The organism is Desulfatibacillum alkenivorans DSM 16219 (assembly GCF_900142135.1).
GTDB classification, from domain to species: domain Bacteria; phylum Desulfobacterota; class Desulfobacteria; order Desulfobacterales; family Desulfatibacillaceae; genus Desulfatibacillum; species Desulfatibacillum alkenivorans.
On the sequence record NZ_FQZU01000020.1, the window covers coordinates 1 to 18823 of the forward strand.

The following is an 18823-nucleotide window of genomic DNA, read 5'->3' on the forward strand; positions in this document are numbered from 1 at the left end:
GGGGTGTGACGCCAAGAAATTTGGGGAGGCCGTTCGCAATCATTGGGGCATAGAAAATTCGGTCCATTGGGTCCTGGACATTGCATTCCGGGAGGATGAAAGCCGGATCAGGGCTGGGCACGCCCCTGAAAACTTGGCGGCGCTAAGACATATCGCCCTGAATTTGCTGAAAAAAGACAAATCCTTTAAAGGAAGTATAAAAACCAAGAGGCTGAATGCGGCAATGGACGTTGAGTATTTACAAGAGGTTGTGTTTTCGTAAAATTCACTGAACACGAAACGCCACACGCGGATTCTTTACTTGCGTTGGCCCTGATTTTCGTTGACAATCGTATTGCTAATCTGTAACTTTTCCTACGTTTTGCAAGAAATCCTGGAGACGATTTTTAATCAATGCAAAACATTGAGTGTTTACAAGCGGTTGGCGGCATGAGGGAGGGGCCTGCGAACGATTCGGCGCCCCCGGTTCCGGGCCGGGCGTCAGGCTGCGTGTTTTCCGTCTTCCATATGAACATACCTTTTAATAGATCATCTTTAAGGAGAGAGTATCCATGCCTAAAGACGTCATTGGTTCAGTAATGGTAGTGGGCGGGGGTATAGCCGGCATGCAGTCGGCCCTCGACCTTGCCGAGTCCGGGTATTACGTGTACCTGGTGGAGAAAGGGCCGTCCATCGGCGGTGTGATGGCTCAGTTGGATAAGACCTTTCCCACGAACGATTGCGCGATGTGAATTATCTCGCCCAAACTGGTCGAGGTCGGCCGGCATCTGAACATCGAATTGTTGACAAAAACCGAAATTGAAAGCATTTCCGGCGAGGTTGGAAATTTTTCCGTCAACCTCACCAAGCAGCCGCGGTATGTGGATCAGGATCTTTGCGTGGGTTGCGGCGCATGCGCTGAAAAATGCCCCAAAAAGATTCCTGACGACTACAATACGGGGCTATCCAAACGTAAGGCCATTTACGTGGAATACGCCCAGGCGGTGCCTCTAAAATACGCCATTGACGACAGATACTGCATCAAACTCCAAAAGGATAAATGCGGAAACTGCGAAAAGGTGTGTCCTGCAGGGGCCATTCGTTATGACCAAAAGCCTGAGCAGGTAACCCTGGAAGTTGGTTCCGTGGTTCTGGCCCCCGGCTTCAAGCCCTTTGATCCCCAGGGCCTGGACTCTTACAAGTACTCCGAGTACAAGAATGTGGTCACTTCCCTGGAATTCGAGCGCATTCTTTCGGCCTCCGGCCCCACGCACGGCCATGTGACCAGGCCTTCCGACGGGGAAGAGCCCACCAAAATCGCGTGGCTCCAGTGCATCGGCTCCCGCGACATGAACAAGTGCGACAACCCATACTGCTCCGCCGTGTGCTGCATGTACGCCATCAAGGAGGCGGTCATCGCCAAGGAGCACCAGGGGGACAGCCTGGAAGCCTCGATCTTTTTCATGGACATGAGAACCCATGGAAAGGATTTTGAAACCTTCTACGACAACGCCCGCAACAAGGCGGGAGTCCGTTTTGTGAGAAGCCGGGTTCATACCATCACGGAGGATCCTGAAACCAAGGATCTGGAAATGCGGTATGTGACGGAGGACGGCAAGATCGAAGTGGAAAAATTCCACATGGTCGTCCTTTCCGTGGGCCTGGACATCTCTCCGGAGCTGGTGGAACTGGCCGGCAAGCTGGATGTGACTCTGGGCGCCAACCGGTTCGCCGATACGGACAGCTTCAGCCCGGTGGCCACTTCCCGGGAAGGCATTTACGTCTGCGGCGCCTTTGCAGGCCCCAAGGACATTCCCCAGGCGGTTGTGGACTCCAGCGCGGCGGCTTCCTGCGCCGGTCAGGTGCTGGCTTCCGCCAGGAACACCTGCATCAAGTCCAAGGAAAAAATCGAGGAAAAGGCCATCAAGGGCGAGCCGCCCAGGATCGGCGTGTTCGTCTGCAAGTGCGGCATCAACATCGCCGGCGTCGTGGACGTGCCCTCGGTGGTGGAATACGCCAAGACATTGCCTTTTGTGGAATACGCCTCCGAGAACCTGTACTCCTGCTCCCAGGACACCCAGGACGGCATGGCGGAACTGATCAAGGAAAAAAACCTGAACCGGATCGTGGTGGCGGCCTGTACGCCCAAGACCCACGAACCCCTGTTCCAGGAGACCCTGATCAACGCAGGTTTGAACAAATACCTGTTTGAAATGACCAATATCAGGAATCACGATTCCTGGGTTCATAAAGCAACGCCCGACCTGGCCACGGAAAAAGCCAGGGACCTGGTGCGCATGGCCGTGCAAAAGGCCGCGCTCATCGCCCCCCTGGCCGAGGCCGAGCTTTCGGTCAACCCCAACGGACTGGTCATCGGCGGCGGCGTGGCCGGCATGGCGGCGGCCCTGGGCCTGGCCAAGCAAGGCTATCCCACGCATTTGATTGAAAAGTCCTCCCAACTGGGCGGCAAGGCTCTGGCCCTGCACAAAACCTGGAAGGGCGAGGACATTCAGGAAAATGTGGCCAAGATGATCAAGGAAGTGGAAGATAACGAGAACATCACCGTCTACATGGAAACCGAACTGGCCAGCGTGGACGGCTTTGTGGGCAACTTCACTTCCACCCTCAAGGGCAAGGACAAGGAAACCACCCTGGAATACGGCGTGGCTGTGGTGGCCACCGGCGCGGATGAATCCAAACCCACCGAATACCTGTACGGACAGGACGAGCGGGTCAGGACCAGCCTGGAAATGGACAAGCTGTTCAAGGAGAACGACCCGGCCCTGGACAAAATCCAATCCGCGGCTTTCATCCAGTGCGTCGGCTCCCGCGAGCCCGGGCGTCCGTACTGCAGCCGCGTGTGCTGCACCCACTCCGTGGACAGCGCCATCGCCCTGAAGGAAAGAAACCCGGACGCCAACGTTTACATCCTGTACCGGGACATCCGCACATACGGCGAAAGAGAGCTTTTGTACAAGAAAGCCCGGGAAGCCGGAGTGCTGTTTATCAGATACAGCGTTGACAACAAGCCCATAGTTAGCGTAAACGATGGGAATTTGACGGTTCAGGTCAAGGACCACGTGTTGCAGCAAACCGTGGAAATCCCCTTGGACGCCTTGACGCTGGCAACGGCCATCACGCCTCCTGACAACAGCAAGATGGCTCAATTTTACAAGGTCCCGCTCAATGACTCGGGATATTACGTGGAGCGCCACGCCAAGCTAGGGCCTTCGGAGTTCGCCACGGACGGCGTTTTCCTGTGCGGCCTGGCCCACTATCCCAAGCCCATTGACGAGTCCGTAGCCCAGGCCCAGGCGGCCGCGTCCCGCGCCGTGACCCTGCTGGCCAGGGAGAAAATTTTCACCAGCGGCACCGTGGCCGTCACTTCGCCCGCCAATTGCAGCGAGTGCGGGGTGTGCGTGTCGCTGTGCCCGTATTCCGCGCCTTCCTTCACCACGGAAGGGCCTTTTGCGGGCAAGGCGAGCATCAATCCCGTTCTTTGCAAAGGCTGCGGCCTGTGCGTGGCTTCCTGCAGAAGCGGGGCCATACACTTGAACGGATTTGATAACAATCAAATTCTCGCGATGATTGACGCATTATAGCAACTTATATTATGGTCGGGGCTTAGGCCCCGACTTATACAGACTTAAAAGGAGATAACGCATGGCCGATTGGGAACCCAAAATCGTAGCTTTTTTATGCAACTGGTGCAGCTACGGTGCGGCGGACTTGGCCGGTGTCAGCCGGATGCAATATCCAGCTAACATCCGTGTGGTTCGCATTCCGTGCACTGGTAGAATGAGCCCGAAGTTTGCGCTGGCAGCTTTTAGAAAAGGGGCGGACGCCGTCTGGGTGTCCGGGTGACATCCGGGTGAATGCCATTACCTGGAAGGTAATTTTTATGCACGTCGGAAATTCGCCCTTTTTACAAACCTGCTGGAGCACATGGGGATTGAGCCCGGAAGAATTCATTTTTCCTGGATCTCCTCTGCGGAATCCACAAAATTCGTTGACGTGGTCACCCGCGTCACCGAGGAAGTTCGCGCCCTAGGCCCAGCGAAACATTTCATCAAGGAAAAGGTTGAGGTAGCCTGAGATGTCAGAATATGCTGAGAAAATCAGGGGGATTGCCAAAAAACTCCTTGATGACGGCACGGTGGACATGGTCATTGGGTTCAGGAAAGGAACCATGCCTTTGATCAATGAGCCGTGTTTTGTCAAGGATGCGGCCAAGGTTGACGCTCTTGTCTGGGATTCCAGTTGCGGGGTGAACCTGGCCAACTACTTGCCGAAGCGCAAGGAGAAAATTGGCGTGGTGGCGAAGGGATGCGACTCCCGCAACATCGTCACGCATATTGTGGAAAACCAAATCACCAGGGAGCAGCTGTACATCATAGGCGTTCCCTGCACCGGCATGGTCGACCGCCGCAAGATCCGGCTTGCCGTGGGCAAGGAAATCCTTTCCGTTTCCGAAGCTGACGGTAAAATCACGGTAACCGGCGACGGGTACGAAGAAGTTCTGGACAAGCAGGAAATGCTCCAGGACAACTGCGCCATCTGCATTCACAGGAATCCTGTGATCTCCGATGAAGTGATCGCCGACCCGGTGGAAGAACAGACCGATGTAGACCGTTACGCAGACGTCAAGGCGGTGGAAGCCATGGACCCCGAGGCCCGTTGGAACCACTTCGAGCAGTTGCTTGACGGATGCATCCGTTGCTATGCATGCCGAAATGCATGTCCTTTGTGTTACTGTCCCACCTGCTTTGTGGACGAAAGCCAGCCCCAGTGGGTCGGCAAAAGCGTCGACAAGACGGACACCCGCACATTCCACTTTTTGAGGGCCTACCACTGCGCCGGCCGCTGCACGGACTGCGGCGCCTGCGAGCGGGCCTGCCCGGTGGGCATTCCCGTCCGCCAGTTCACCAAAAAACTGGAAAAGGACTGTAAGGAACTCTTTGACTGGGAAGCCGGCATGAGCCTGGACGTACGTCCTCCGCTGGATACTTACCGTCCAGAGGACCCGGATGAGTTTATCAAATAGATTCGATAATAAGGGGCAAGCATATGCGTGTCATTAAAATTGACAAAAAAGACTGGGAGTCGGGCGTTGAAAAACTCTCCGGAGATTACAGCCTGTACGGACCGGTCAAGCAGGGGGCTTTTCATAATTTCGCGCCCTTGGAAAAGGGCCAGATGCCGGATTTGGACTACGTGAATACGCGTCTGTCTCCCAAATCCGTGGTGTACCCCCAATGCGAGACCATGTTCGAGTACACCCTGGATGAAAACCAGCCCGACCATCATGTGAACAAGGAAATCCCCAAGGATTACAGCCCCCGGGCCATCCTGGGCATCAGGCCTTGCGACGTCAAGGCCATCGACCTTGTAAACATCAACTTCGACAATCCCCAATACCAGGATCCCTGGTGGGTGCAGCGCCGCGCCGCCCTCACCACCGTCGCCCTGGCCTGCAACAACCCGTGCAGCACCTGCTTTTGCACCACCGCAGGAACCGGTCCTTTCGACGATTCCTCCGCGGACGTGCTTCTGGCGGACATGGGCGATTACTACCTGGCCAAAGTGATGACGGAAAAGGGCGAGGCCCTGGTGGGCAAAGCGGGCTTCGACCAGGACGGATCCGCCGAAGCCGGCGCCATTGACGACGCCGCCAAGGCCGCGGAAGCAAAAATCACGTCCAAAATCGAAACCGGCAAGCTGGGCGACAAGGTCACCACGGAACTCTACGACGCGGATTTCTGGGAAGACATAGCCTTTGCGTGCATCAACTGCGGCACCTGTACCTATCTCTGCCCCACATGCTGGTGCTTCGACATCCAGGATGAGGTTCAGGGATCCGACGGCTGCCGGATGCGCAACTGGGACACCTGCATGTCCGCCCTGTTCACCCTGCATGGCACCGGCCACAACCCCAGGCCCAACAAAACGGCCAGGGTGCGCCAGCGCTTTATGCACAAGCTGAAGTACTATGTGGACAAGTACGAGAACGGGATCGCCTGCGTGGGATGCGGAAGATGCGTCCAGCAGTGCCCGGTAAACATAGACATCCGCAGGGTTTGTGATCTGATGAACCGGTTTGAACCCGGCAAAGAATGCGCATAAAGGGGGATTAACGGTGCAAAATCCATATCTGCCAATCCCGGTCCGGATAGACAAAGCCACTATCGAGACTGAGGACAGAAACCTTAAGACATTTAAATTCGTCTACGTGAATCCTGAAGACGAGGCAAAATTCCAGTACAAGGCCGGTCAGTTCGGCGAACTGTCGGTCACCGGAAAAGGCGAAATCCCCATCGGAATCGCCTCCTCTCCCACGGAAAAAGGCTACGTGATGTTCACCGTCAACAAGGTGGGGCTCGTCTCCTCCGCCCTTCATAACATGAAGGAAGGCGACATCATGGGCATCCGCGGCCCCTTGGGCAACTGGTATCCCTGGGAACGCATGGAAGGCAAAAACATCGTCATCATCGGCGGCGGCTTTGCTTTCACCACCCTGCGCTCCAGCATCGTCATGCTTCTGGATCCGGAAAACCGGAAAAAGTTCGGGGACATCCACGTAGTGTACGGCGCCCGGTCGCCCGGCATGCTTCTGTATCGCGACGAACTTGCCGAATGGGAAGCCCGGGACGACATCAACATGCATATCACCGTGGACGGCACGGACGATCCGGACTGGAAGTACAACGTGGGCTTCGTCCCGGCCATCACCGAGGAAAAGGCCCCCAAGGGCGATGACGACACCTTCGCCATCGTGTGCGGACCTCCGATCATGATCAAATTCACCCAGCCCGTGCTGGATAAATTGGGCTATAAGCACGATCATATCATCATGTCCTTGGAAAACAGAATGAAATGCGGTATAGGCATGTGCGGCCGTTGCAATATCGGCAAAGAGTTTGTCTGCAAAGACGGCCCTGTATTCACCCTTGAGGAGCTCAACAGCATCCCCAAGGAGTATTAATGCCAAGGCATTTCAGGGAGGAAGTGATGTTTGAACCTTTTGACAGGAAAGTGGACCGCCGGAATTTCCTGAAGATCTCCGGCATGCTCGGCGTTGGAGTAGCCGCAACCACGGTTATGCCTGTTTCCGAAGCACTGGCCTTTGATAAAGGCCTGCATAAAGTAACGCGCACCAAAAACACCATGGGAACCCTGGTGGCCATCACGGTCATGCATCCGTCCGTCGATCAGGCGGACGCAGCCATTGAAAAGGCCTACGCTGAAATGGAACGGGTGACCAAACTTCTGGACCGCTTTGACTCCGCATCCCCCGTGGCCGCGCTCAACCGCGACGGCAAAATCGACGGAATGCCCGAGGAAATGGCTCAGGTGCTGACGGCTGCAAATTACTACCACAGGATTTCGGGCGGAACCTTTGACGTGACCGTCAAACCCGTGGTGGATCTGTATCAGGAAACCTATCGCAAGACCGGCAAGGTCCCCGCGACCAAGGCTATTGAAGACGCCGTGGCCCTGGTTGACGGCGGCATGCTGCAACTGGACGTCCAGGACGGCAAACTGGTGCAGCGCCGCTCCGCCAGGCTCATGAAGCCCGGCATGGGCGTTACTCTGGACGGCATCGCCAAAGGCTATGTCATCGACGCCGGCGCCAAAGCCCTGGAGCAGGAAAACATCGCCCACGCCCTCATCAACGCGGGCGGCGATATCCGCGCCATCGGCGGGAAAGGCTCTGACCGCGCCTGGACCGTGGCCGTCCGCCACCCGGATAAAGACATCGCCTATGCGGATAAAATCCGCATGCAAAACGGCGCCGTCGCAACCTCCGGCAACTACGAAATCTATTTTGACAAGGAAAGACTGTACCATCACATCGTCAAACCCACCGACGGCATGAGCCCCCATGAGTTGGCCTCCGCTTCGGTCTGGGCCAAAGACGTGACCACAGCCGACGCCTTGTCCACCGCGGTGTTTGTCATGGGCTCCCACAAGGGAACCCGTTTTATTGAATCCCTGCCCGATTGCGAAGCCCTCGTCATCAGCAGGATCAATAAAAAGACCGCCACCAAAGGCTGGGTCAGCGCCGCATAATATACTGCGACGTGTAAAAGGCGATTGACCAGTCATCGCCCCGCCCGCCTGCATAGATGCCAATTAAAAAACCCCTGGATTTTAAAAATCCAGGGGTTTTTGTTTCGATGGATTGATAACGCCCACCCAAGCCAATACGGAATTATCCAAAATATCATTCACCATCGAGGCCAGCCCAGGCATGCAATGCCAAAAGCCGGCAAGCCAATAAGGGGACGCCTGCTTAAAACCTTGTCTCCACGCCACGCATCCGTCCGCAGAAAAGATTGGGAATTCAAGTGGCTTGAAGGGTCGCACCTTGTGTACTGACGCACCCAGGCAGCAAACTGCGCTGCCTGGGCCACCCAAGACGATTGATGCACCTTGGGCTGCATTCTGCCTGGTTGCCTGCCGAACACTCTACTTTGTTTTGAATGCGCATGGCGCATCCCTTTGCAGGCGCGGGGGCCTGCAACTACACATCATGGGCGGAGGCTTCTTTATACAGCCTACACGGCATCAAAATCCAGTGTAGCGGCGCCCCCCCTGTCCCACTATTACACCCATTCAGATGGGCGGCCCAGGCAAGGCAGTTTCTTGCCTGGGGCCGGCAGGCCGAAAGGCGCGGCCGGGACAGACAGAAGGAATTGAGGATGGTCGGCGGGCGGAAGGCATGGGTCAAGACCTCGTTCCCATGCTCCAGCGTGGGAATGCATATGGGAGTTGCTTAAGGTCCATCAGGCTGCCCATACAGAGTTGATATTTTATTCCCAGGCAGCATGAGTTTTTAGAATTCTTCTAAGTCTGCGGGCGAACAGTCTTGCTATACTCCTTGCTTTTTGGGTTTTGACGCATGCCTCCGAAGCCTTCATCTTCAATGGTTGTGGATGCCGCAGTATGCATTCCCACGGGGACCATGGGAACGAGCGCAATGGCACTGCATAGGCTACCCTGGACGGAGAGCCGTTGGGTAGCACTTTGCTCGATTGCCTGCCCGAACGGATTACTTCGCTTGGGATGCGCGTGGCGCATACCAGACAGGCGCGGGGGCCTGCAACTACAAATCTTAAACCAGCGATCTCCATTATTGAAGATGCAGCCGGATATGCATTGTAGATTCGCCCCTTGGGGCGCCTATTTCAAGCGCGCAGGGCGCGCTTTTGCAGGGCAAGCCCTGACGCTACATTGCTCTAAGAAAAAACGAGTTGTTCATGTACTTTCCGCCTTGACATCGAAACAATGTTTCGATATTTTGAAACGAACGAAACATTGTTTTTTATAGCGAGGAGCCATGCAACTTTCATCCAAGTACACGGGAACAAAACTGAAGCCCTATAAAACCGCCATCACTCAGCGTCAGACGACCAACTACGCCGCCGCCCTGGGGGACGCCCTGCCCTGCTATCTGGACGATTCCAGGGAGGGCGGAGTCATCGCCCATCCGGTGTTTCCGGTGGCGGTCACCTGGCCTTTGTGCACCAACATGGGGGGAGACCTGGAAGCCACGGACTTCCCCAAGGAGGCGCTCCTGATGCAAGTGCATCACACCGAGCACATTCGGCTGCACAAGCCTATAACTCCGGGCCTGGATTTGACCATTTACGGCGTGGTGGCCGCCATGCTGCCCCACAGGGCGGGAACCAGGATCATTATGCGCTATGAGGCGGTGGACGCAGAGGGCGAGCCCGTGTTCACGGAGCATATCGGCGGCATGCTGCGGGGCGTGGAATGCGAGGATCAGGGCGCCAGCCTGGAAGGCGTTCCAAAGGATTTTGACGGTCCAAAGGAGCAGGCGCCCCTTCAAACCGGCGAGGTCTTTGCAAGCGAGGTGCTGCCGTATATCTACGACGGGTGCAGCGACATTGTCTTTCCCATTCACACATCGCCTGCATTTGCTGCCAGCGTGGGCCTGCCCGGGATTATCGTCCAGGGGACGGCGACTCTGGCATTGTCCATCAGCAAATTACTGGAGATGGACGGGGAGGCCTGGCCGGAAGAGGTCCTGGAGATCGGCTGCCGATTTTCCGGGATGGTTCTCCCGGGATCTACAATAACCGTGCGGCTCCTGGACAAAAAGGCCGCTGACAATGGAATGAATTATTATTTTGACGTCCTGGGGGAGGCCGGAAAGCCGGCGCTTCGCAACGGGTTGATGGTTTGCAAAAACCAATGACAAAGGGGGATGAGCCATGAGCGAAAATTTTATCCGTTTGCCGCTTCTCAATGACTATGTGGATCACTGGGCCGCAAAAAAGCCCGAAGCCGAGGTGATGATCCAGCACGAGACGGGCCGAAAAGTCACTTACGCCCAATTCAAGGAGCTGTCTGACGCTTTGGCTCTGCAATTGCTGGCCATGGGTGTGAAGGCCGGAGACCGTGTGGCCGCCATGATGCTTCTGAGTCCGGAGCATATGGCCCTGATGTACGCCTGCTCGCGCATCGGCGCCATTTGCGCGCCTTTGGACGTGCGTTTGCAGGATCAGGAAGTGGTGCGGGACCTTGGCAAAATCGATCCCTGCATATTTTTCATCCTGGGCAAGACCCCGTTGCGGGACTTCACCACGGCCGCCAAGGCCGCCCTGGACAATTGCCCTTCCATCAACCATCTGGTGCAGGTCCCGCTCGGCTTTGGGGACGACGAGATTATGGAAGGCGCCAAAACCCTGCCCCAGTTGCTGGATCCCGAAGCCGTCGCGGCCCTGGTGGAGGCGAACAAGCAAACCCTGGCCCTGGAAGAGGCGTGGCAGGCGGTCACTCCGTTGACGCCCACCCTCATCATATTCACCACGGGCACCACGGGAGCGCCCAAGCCGGCCTTGCTCACCCATGAGTGCATCATCGTGCAGAACGAAGTGCTGGCCCGGGGCGTCAATTGTTCTTTGGACGATGACAACCGCATTTTGATCAATCTGCCCCCCAGCCATGTGGCCTGCGTGACGGAATGCTTCATGACCATCCTGGCCTTGGGCGGCTGCGCGGTCTGCCTCATGATTTTCGATCCCAAGACCACCCTGGACGCTGTCCAGGCCCATAAAGTGAATTTCATGGGCATGATTCCCACTCAGTTCCGTATGGTCTGGGCGGTTCCGGGATACGACGATTACGACCTCTCCAGCCTGAAACGGGTGGTGTACGCGGGCGCTGCGGCGGACCTGCCTTTCTTGCAAAGACTGGCGCAAATGGCGCCGGATTTTTACACGGGCATCGGCATGACGGAAAACGCCGGATTCGCCACCATGACGCCCAAGGGCATATCCCCTGAGGAAATGGCGGGACAGGTGGGTCAGGCCTTTCCGGACCTTGCCGAGGTGAGCATTCGCAAGTCCATGAACGAGGACGGAACGGCCGGGGAGGCTCTTCCCGACGGCGAAATGGGTGAAATCTGCTACCATCCGCCCATTGTTTTTGCGGGATACTACAACATGCCGGAAGAAACCGCTAAGACGGTCTCCAGGGAAGGCATTTTGTACACGGGCGACCTGGGATTCTTCCAGGACAAGGGATCATACCGGGCCTTGTGCCTGGCCGGCCGGAAGAAGTTCATCGTCAAGCAAAAGGGATACAACGTATTTCCCGACGAGGTGGAGGACCACATCGCCCGACTGGACAAGGTGGCCGCGGCCCAGGTGGTGGGCGCGCCCCACGAAATGTTTGACGAGGGGTTGCTGGCCTTTGTCCAGCCCAAGCCGGGGACGGATCTTGTTGCGGAAGAGGTCATGGAGCATTGCAAGGGAATCGCTTCGTATAAACGGCCCCAGCACGTGGTCATCTGGCCTGAGGACGAGCCCTTTCCCATCACCCGCACCGCCAAGGTAGATAAAATGGCCTTGAAGGCCAACGCCCTGGAAGTGATCAAAGATCTTCGCGCTCAGGGCGGATGGGACAAGGCCTGATTCTCTCAATTACAGCGGATTGAAGCCCGGCGGAATTTCCGCCGGGCCTTTTTTTATTGCAGGCTTTGCAGCACATAAAGAGCTTCCGTAAGAGAGACGGCGCCGTCTCCGTCTACGTCCGCGTAGCGTTCTTTAGCGGCATACGGCTTATTCACAAGATCCTGGACGGCGAGGACGGCGTCCTCCATGGAAAGCATGCCGTCTGCGTTGACGTCCCCGGATTTTCTGGCTGCGGAGGTTTCCCCCAGATCCATCCTGCCGTTATGGTTGGCGTCCTCGGCGCCGTCGTCCACGCCGTCTCCATCGGAATCCTGAACCAGGGGATTGGTGGCGGTTTCCGGGTCCATGTCCGGCTGAAAAAACGCCAAGTCCGTGGAGGCTTCCACATCGTCCAGGGTGAGCCCCAATTCCGTACCGTCCTGGACGCCGTCATTGTCCGAATCCGGGTTATGGGGGTCTGTCTCGCCCGGATCGATCTCTCCGTCCCTGTCCTTGTCTTCATCTTTGTCAAAAAGGCCGTCATTGTCTGAGTCGGCAAAAACAAAGGTCGCCGTGATGGTTTTCTCCAAGCCAATGGAAGGAATGTAGCAGGACGCTTCGTTTGATCCGTCTCCCGTCAGGACTCCGTTCTGAGCCTGGCCTTTGTCCCAGAATGCGACGCAATACGGGTCGGCTGAAGCCGTTGCGGTGACAACGCCTGAGGGAAACACGCCGGCGGTGGAATTGGAGTCGGGATAGGAAAAGGATATTCCGGCGGGATTGGTGGAAAGGCTTCCCGAGCCCGCACCGGCCGCCTTGACAACAAGCTGGTTTCCGAACTCATAGGCGCCCATGTCCGCACCGCTCCCCAGGGTGCGGGCGTACCCCTGGCCGCGCTGGTCCCAGGCCAGGGACAGCTCATTGAAACCCGCGTCAATGGCCGGGCTGGAGGAAAGCAGGGCGTGCGTCATAGTGGGGCCGCCGTTTTCGGCCAGGGCGGCCAGTTCCGGTGCATGGCCCACAATATTTCCGTTCACGCCGTCCGTGACCGTGTAGGTGTCCACGCTTTCCACCAGAGAATGGGAAAGCGTAACCGGATAGGTCTGGATATCGCCTGTCACCCAATGGATGTCAACGCCCTCGTTGTCGGCGATAATCGTGCTGGTGATTGCGCAGGAGGAACTGAGGTTGGATATGGCGCCTACGCCCTGGCCTCCCGCAGTTATGGTCGAGTTGTAAATTTGGATTTCGCTGAAATGGTTTCGCAGTGCGCTGGCAAAAACGTTATTGGAATTGCTGTTGCCCGATAGTGTGGAATTGATGATTTTGGTTGTGGAGGCGTAGCTTCTCACCGCCCCGCCTCCGCCGCCGCTTTGATTGCCCTGCAACAGGGAATTGGTCAATATCAGGTTGGAACTGCCCGCGTATATCCCCCCGCCTCCGTTCGCCGTATTTCCGGTGAATGTGCATTGGTTGACGGTATAGGTGCATTGGTTGGACAAAGCCATGCCCCCGCCGTTGGAGGAGCCCAGGGCGTGATTATTGGAAAACAGGGAGTTGGAGACGGCGCCAACGCCGTAGTAGACATGCAGTCCGCCGCCGTCCAGGGAGGACTGGTTTCCGGAAAAGGTGCAGTCCTCCACCGTAAGGCGCTCCATACAATACACCCCGGCGCCGTAATCGGCGCTGCCGTTGATGATCTGCAAGCCCTTCAGGCTGACGCTGACAAAATGGGTTTCCGTGCTGTAGGAGATGTAAAGCACCCTGGAGGCGTTGTTCCCGTCCAGGGTCACTCGCCCGTCTCCGTCAATGGTCAAGGCTTTGTCAATGGACAGCTGGCCGCTGCTTAAAAGAATAACGCCGGTTTGAGCGTCCGGAAAGGCGGCGGCGTCAAAGGTGATCACATCGCCGGAGGCGGCGTCGGCAATGGCCTGCCGCAAGGACCCCGCCCCGGAGTCGTTGGCGTTAGTTACCGTGATTGTGGCGGCATAACCATTTACGGCGCAAAGAAAAAGGATGCCTGGCAGCAACATGATGAGAAAAAGTCGTCCGAACCGTTTCATGTAATCTCCTGTCCTGGGGTGATAATGAAGTTTATAAAACAGCATGCGAATTTTAGGCCAAAATGCTTTGTTAATCTTGGATTGCGGCCTGACCTGTCCTCTATCCGGTTTTGAGGCTGGAATCCGGCCCCGGGTAAAAAACACATCTCAGTAAGGTGGACACCATCCCAAAATCATGGTAGCTCATTCTTATACAGTTCCCCATCTTTTCGGACCGTCCGGTCCGAGTCGGGACATGCCGCAGACAGCCCTTTTGGATAGCCGGGAGACAAAACCAAGGAGGCGGAACATGGCGGTTCAGTTAAATGAAGTGGATAAAGTCGTTATAACCACCCTGGAAGACAACTTTGTGGATCTGTTGTCCATGGACAACAGCGAAGTCGTCAGCAGAGCCATGCCCATCAAGGGGACGGTTTTTTCCAATTCCGTGCTGGCGGAACACGGATTTGCATCCGTGGTGAACACGTTCCGGGGGGAGGAAAAGAGCTCCGTGCTCTTTGACTTTGGACTGAGCGAAGACGTGGCGGCCAGAAACGCCCAGGCCGTCAATTGCGACCTCTCTGGTATACAGGTCGCTTGTCTCTCCCACGGGCATATGGACCATTTCGGCGGCATGAGAGCCATGGCCGGGCTGATCGGCGACAAAGGCCTGGACCTGGTGCTTCATCCCGAGGCCTTTCAGACCAGCCGGTTTGTCATGCCCATGCCGGAACTCAAGATCACCTTGCCGGTGCTCACCAGGGACTATGTAAAGGACTCCGGGTTCAATGCGGTGGAAAGCGCCGGCCCCATGTCTTTGGTTTCCGGCGACGTGCTTTTTCTGGGCCAGGTTCCCAGGGTGACGGATTTTGAAAAAGGCTCCCCCATGTATTACGAAAAAAATGGGGAGGACCTGCTGGATCCTCTGGAAGACGATACGGCCCTGGTCATGAACCTCAAAGGCAAAGGCCTGGTGGTTCTGACCGGTTGCGCCCACTCCGGGGTGATCAACACGGTCAAACACGCCATAGACGTAACCGGCGTGAGCAAGGTGCATTGCGTCATGGGCGGATTTCATCTTTCCGGCCCGGCCGGAGCGCCGTTGATCGATCCCACCATCCAGGCCATGAAGGAGTTCAGCCCGGATTACGTGATCCCGACCCATTGCACGGGCAGGAACGCGGCCATGGCTTTTGAAAAGGAAATGCCCCAGGCATATATTACCAACATGGCAGGCACCGTGCTGACTTTTTCGGCGTAACGCAATGGGGTCAAGTCTACGTTTGACGTTTGAGCGCTTATTCGAAGTCTCAAACGTCAAACGTAGACTTGACCCCCTACCTAACGGAAGGAATGAATATACTAAACAATGAGCGGCCCGACCCAGATTAACGTCCGATACGATCCCGCGGAAGACCGGTTGTTGCTCCGCATGAATGCATCCACGCCCGAAGGGGCGGCGGAATACCGCCTGTGGCTTACCCGCCGTTTTGTCCAGCTAATGTGGCAAGGGCTGGAAAAAGCCATGAAGGCGGATCAGGAGTTCGACCCGGCGGTACAGCCTTCCCAACAGGAGGCTGTACGCCAGTTCAAAGAGGAAGCGGCGCTGTCATCTGCGGATTTCTCCACGCCGTACCGGAACGAGGAAAAAACGGTCATGCCTTTGGGCGAAAACCCGGTCCTGATAACCAAAATGCAGATCAAGAGGGCTGAGGACGGGAAAAAGGTCCTGATTATGCAAGGCGAGGAAGGCCCGGCGGTCACTTTGGCTTTGGCGGAGAACATGCTTCATTCAGTGCGCAAGCTCATCGCCGACGCGGCGGACCGGGCTGGCTGGGGCTTGTCCCTCAAGCTGCTCTCCCAGGCGGACGTCACGCCCCCCGCAGAACCGCGCATGATGAATTAGACGCATTGAAGAGGGGAAAGGCTTTGGGCCTTCCCCTCTATAGCCGTTAAGACGCACAACGTCTTCCAACCCGCCAGCTTGTTTAAGCCTGAAATTGCGCGTTAAGCTGCTTGAATTCAGCGGCCAGTTCATCCTGAATATCGTCCGTGAGGCAATCGATCAAACGCTCCAGGTTGAGTTCAACGAACATCTCGGAGCATTCCGAGCCAGGGTCCGGCTTGACCACGCTCCTGGCCAGCCCTTTGCGATCAAACAAGGAGGGGGATTCCACAATCCGGCTTTTGTCTATTTCGGGGATTTCGCCGAGGGAATCCACAACAATGCCGATAAGCTGCTTTTTGTCATTTTCATCCGTGTATTGCACAACTATAACGCTTGAGCGTGATTCATCAGCGGGTTTGGCGGCCCTGAGTTCGGAATGGATAAGGAGCACGGGAATTACATGATTATTGTACAACATTTTACCTCGAACAATCGGATGGGCGCCGGGAATGGCTGAGACGCCTTTAAAATTGACGGCTTCCACAACGCACTGGGCGTTGACTCCCAGCCATTTGGCGCCAATATAAAAAGTGGCCATTTCAACGCAGTCCAGTCCTCCTGTGCGCGCGCGGCCGATGTCCATCCCAAACTCTCTCCTCAACCCGATTGGGGCTTTTTGCTCCTGAACCTTAGCCAAGGGCGCAAAAACCAAGCCGATGATGTCGTTCCGGTAGCTGTCGCTGACTTTGTACTCGCGATATCCGAAACTAGTGCAGGCGCCGACCGCATAGTACTGCCCCCGGTATTCTATGATGCGGGAGGTTTTTTCGCCGTTAGGCAGGGAGAAGAATTCCGCTCCGATGTTCAGCTTTTCTCCGACTGGGTGGGCCGGGTCCGTGGAGCTGATAATGGTTTGATTGCGATCGGCGAAGATGCCGAAACAGCCTTCGCTGACCTCATCCTTATTGTTTCTGGGCAGGGAATCCTTGAGCATGGCTTCAAACTGCGGCTCGCTGTCAAAAACAATGCCGATTCCGCCTAGCACGCGGGAAGAGTCCCTGACATCCGTGATGGACGCTCCGTAAATATAGGTGTGGCGCCCGTTGTAGAGGTTTGATTTTTCAAAAGGGGACACGCTGTATCGCTGGCTGTCCCGCAACGCCAGGGTTTGCGAAACCCATCTTTCATTGATTATCGCGCCGACGATTTCCTCCTCCGCCGGATTGGAGACGGCGAGGATTTCGCCTTTGGCGTTATAAACGAAAAGGTTGGTGTAGACGGTGTACAATCCATTGATGTATTGCAGGATATCCGTGATTTTCCTTCTATCCCCGGCGGAAACCGTTTCTTGAGCAAGCAAGCGGCGAAAGGCGGAGGTCAGCGCCCACCACCTGCAATCGTTGGCCCGCTCGTAGAGGTTGCGGTCCATGATGTCGACGCCCAGGGCCGCCTGGAACTCCACGTCCCCGAGAATGGCCGAAACCACGGTTTCATGCAGGTTGCCGATGGACTCTTCAAACACCGCTTTTGTGCGGGAGCCGGCGCGTGAGATGTTCCAGAGAAGCACTTTTGAAGAGGCGTCGCTTTCGCACACATTGCCGTTCCACACGGTCCGCTCCAGCTCCGACTGAATCTGGTCAGCCTGGATGGGAATGCCGCGGAGCTCCTGGGAAAACAGCTGGGGGTCGCTCATTACGGCCTCAAGAATGGTTTCTTCCACGCGCTGTTTCAAGTCCGAATCGCCGGACTGGTCAAAAGCGTGGTCAAGGGGAAGCATGACATGCCCCAGCCAGCCAAGCCCAAAGAATCCCTCATATCCGGTTGTTTTGCAGGTTTTCGCCAGATACTCCCTGCCGGCGAAGCGGACCACGCGATATTCGGCGTCCAGGGCCAGCTCCATCTTAGCGCCGATGGGGACGTGATATTCATCGGAACTGGCTATGACCTCGCCGTCTTTATTCAGAAGCGTCATAACCGCCCAGTCATCCTCGCTTTTCAGGTTTCTGAAAACGCCGTCCATTTCGTTTTGAAATCGAAAGCAGAGCGCCAGCACGCCGAGGGGGCGCGACGACGGGTCATTGTTTTGCGTAACCCGGTACGCATAAACAAGGGAGTCCCCGGCGTTGGGAAGCAGGTCCGTTTCACGGAAAATCTCCACGTACTCCCCCCGGGTGGCAAGCGCCTCCCGAATGAGGGGATCCTTTGATTGTTCCAGAGGCTGCTTATCATCCAGACGGGCGGCCACATGGCCTTCCGGATCCATCAAAACAATATCAAAATAAACGGAGTACTTGGCGACGTACTCCCGAAAACGTTTTACCATTGCGGCGGTGAGCCTCCGCCGGTCATGGCCGGCGCCCTCGTCCTCTGCTTTATACATCTTGATTTCGTTTAGAAAATCCCGAATATCATCGTCCGTTGCCAGAAAGCCGATGTCCGCCGTTCTTTCAAATAAGTTGCGGATGACGATATCCACCACAACCTGCGCTTTAGCGCTGATGTCCTGAACCGTCTTTTTAAGCGACTCCAGGCCGAGCTGGCTAAGCAATTCGGCGGTGAGGCCCTGAAATCCCATGCGAGTGCCGGTCATGTCAGTGCGGGTTCCGCCCATCTGCCCCAAAATAGTCAGCAAATCCCACTGACTTCCCAACTTGCCCAGTTCTTCGCGGCAGCTTTCAACGTCAGCCATGCAATTGATGACGCCCTGCAGTCTTTTCGGAAGAATAACATCTTTGTAAACAAAAGTTTCCGTCATCTTTTTCTCCTCACCTGTCATTCGTCGCCAAAATTTCAATTCAAGTTTCGTAGCAAAACTTCAACGGACACCGCTCTCCGCCCTAACCTCGCCGAAAGGGATGACTTAACTGCAAGACTACATGAGAGGTTTCGTGTGTATTAACACGGGATCATTGGGGACCTTGCTTAGGCGATGCCGGGCGGAGCGCCTCCCTGACTTCCGCGGAGAAAAGATGCAATATGCGCGCCACAATTGA

The 18823-nt window shown here is 56.1% G+C and carries 13 protein-coding genes; 11 read left to right on the plus strand and 2 right to left on the minus strand.

Going from position 1 to position 18823, the window contains the following annotated elements:
- From BUE18_RS15575 to BUE18_RS15625, 9 genes are all read left to right on the plus strand, one after another.
- On the plus strand, positions 1-262 hold a 262-nt coding region (locus tag BUE18_RS15575), incomplete at its 5' end, for an ISAs1 family transposase (RefSeq protein WP_139264767.1).
- Between the two features lie 289 nt (positions 263-551).
- Positions 552-3581, plus strand: coding sequence for an FAD-dependent oxidoreductase (locus BUE18_RS15585; RefSeq protein ID WP_170868380.1), 3030 nt, complete (start codon positions 552-554; stop codon positions 3579-3581).
- 61 nt (positions 3582-3642) lie between these two features.
- A complete protein-coding gene (locus BUE18_RS28320) occupies positions 3643-4074 on the plus strand; it encodes a hydrogenase iron-sulfur subunit (RefSeq protein WP_015949771.1) in 432 nt (143 codons plus the stop codon).
- Between the two features lies 1 nt (position 4075).
- Positions 4076-5023, plus strand: a complete 948-nt coding sequence (locus BUE18_RS15600; RefSeq protein ID WP_073477131.1) for a 4Fe-4S dicluster domain-containing protein — start codon at positions 4076-4078, stop codon at positions 5021-5023.
- A gap of 23 nt (positions 5024-5046) precedes the next feature.
- Entirely contained in the window at positions 5047-6102 is a 1056-nt protein-coding gene (locus BUE18_RS15605; protein ID WP_073477133.1) for a 4Fe-4S dicluster domain-containing protein, read from the plus strand.
- 13 nt (positions 6103-6115) lie between these two features.
- A complete protein-coding gene (locus tag BUE18_RS15610) occupies positions 6116-6961 on the plus strand; it encodes an FAD/NAD(P)-binding protein (RefSeq protein WP_073477134.1) in 846 nt (281 codons plus the stop codon).
- 26 nt (positions 6962-6987) lie between these two features.
- Positions 6988-8049: an FAD:protein FMN transferase gene (locus BUE18_RS15615; protein ID WP_073477211.1), complete on the plus strand. Its 1062-nt coding sequence runs from the start codon at positions 6988-6990 to the stop codon at positions 8047-8049.
- 1270 nt (positions 8050-9319) lie between these two features.
- Entirely contained in the window at positions 9320-10201 is an 882-nt protein-coding gene (locus BUE18_RS15620) for a MaoC family dehydratase (RefSeq protein ID WP_073477135.1), read from the plus strand.
- 16 nt (positions 10202-10217) lie between these two features.
- Positions 10218-11921 (plus strand): class I adenylate-forming enzyme family protein, encoded by a 1704-nt coding sequence (locus BUE18_RS15625; RefSeq protein WP_073477136.1) that lies wholly within the window; start codon positions 10218-10220, stop codon positions 11919-11921.
- 53 nt (positions 11922-11974) lie between these two features.
- Here the strand turns inward: BUE18_RS15625 and BUE18_RS15630 are convergent, their stop codons facing one another.
- Positions 11975-13963 (minus strand): choice-of-anchor Q domain-containing protein, encoded by a 1989-nt coding sequence (locus tag BUE18_RS15630; RefSeq protein WP_073477137.1) that lies wholly within the window; start codon positions 13961-13963, stop codon positions 11975-11977.
- A 289-nt stretch (positions 13964-14252) separates the two neighbouring features.
- Between BUE18_RS15630 and BUE18_RS15635 the strand changes: the two genes are divergently transcribed.
- Together BUE18_RS15635 and BUE18_RS15640 are read left to right on the plus strand one after the other, a co-directional pair.
- On the plus strand, positions 14253-15203 hold the full coding sequence (locus tag BUE18_RS15635) for an MBL fold metallo-hydrolase (protein WP_073477138.1): 951 nt from the start codon (positions 14253-14255) through the stop codon (positions 15201-15203).
- 108 nt (positions 15204-15311) lie between these two features.
- Positions 15312-15848 carry a hypothetical protein gene (locus BUE18_RS15640; protein WP_073477139.1) on the plus strand — a complete coding sequence of 179 codons (537 nt, stop codon included), beginning with the start codon at positions 15312-15314 and terminating at the stop codon, positions 15846-15848.
- A gap of 82 nt (positions 15849-15930) precedes the next feature.
- Here the strand turns inward: BUE18_RS15640 and BUE18_RS15645 are convergent, their stop codons facing one another.
- A complete protein-coding gene (locus BUE18_RS15645) occupies positions 15931-18585 on the minus strand; it encodes a chemotaxis protein CheW (RefSeq protein WP_073477140.1) in 2655 nt (884 codons plus the stop codon).
- Positions 18586-18823 lie beyond the last annotated feature (238 nt).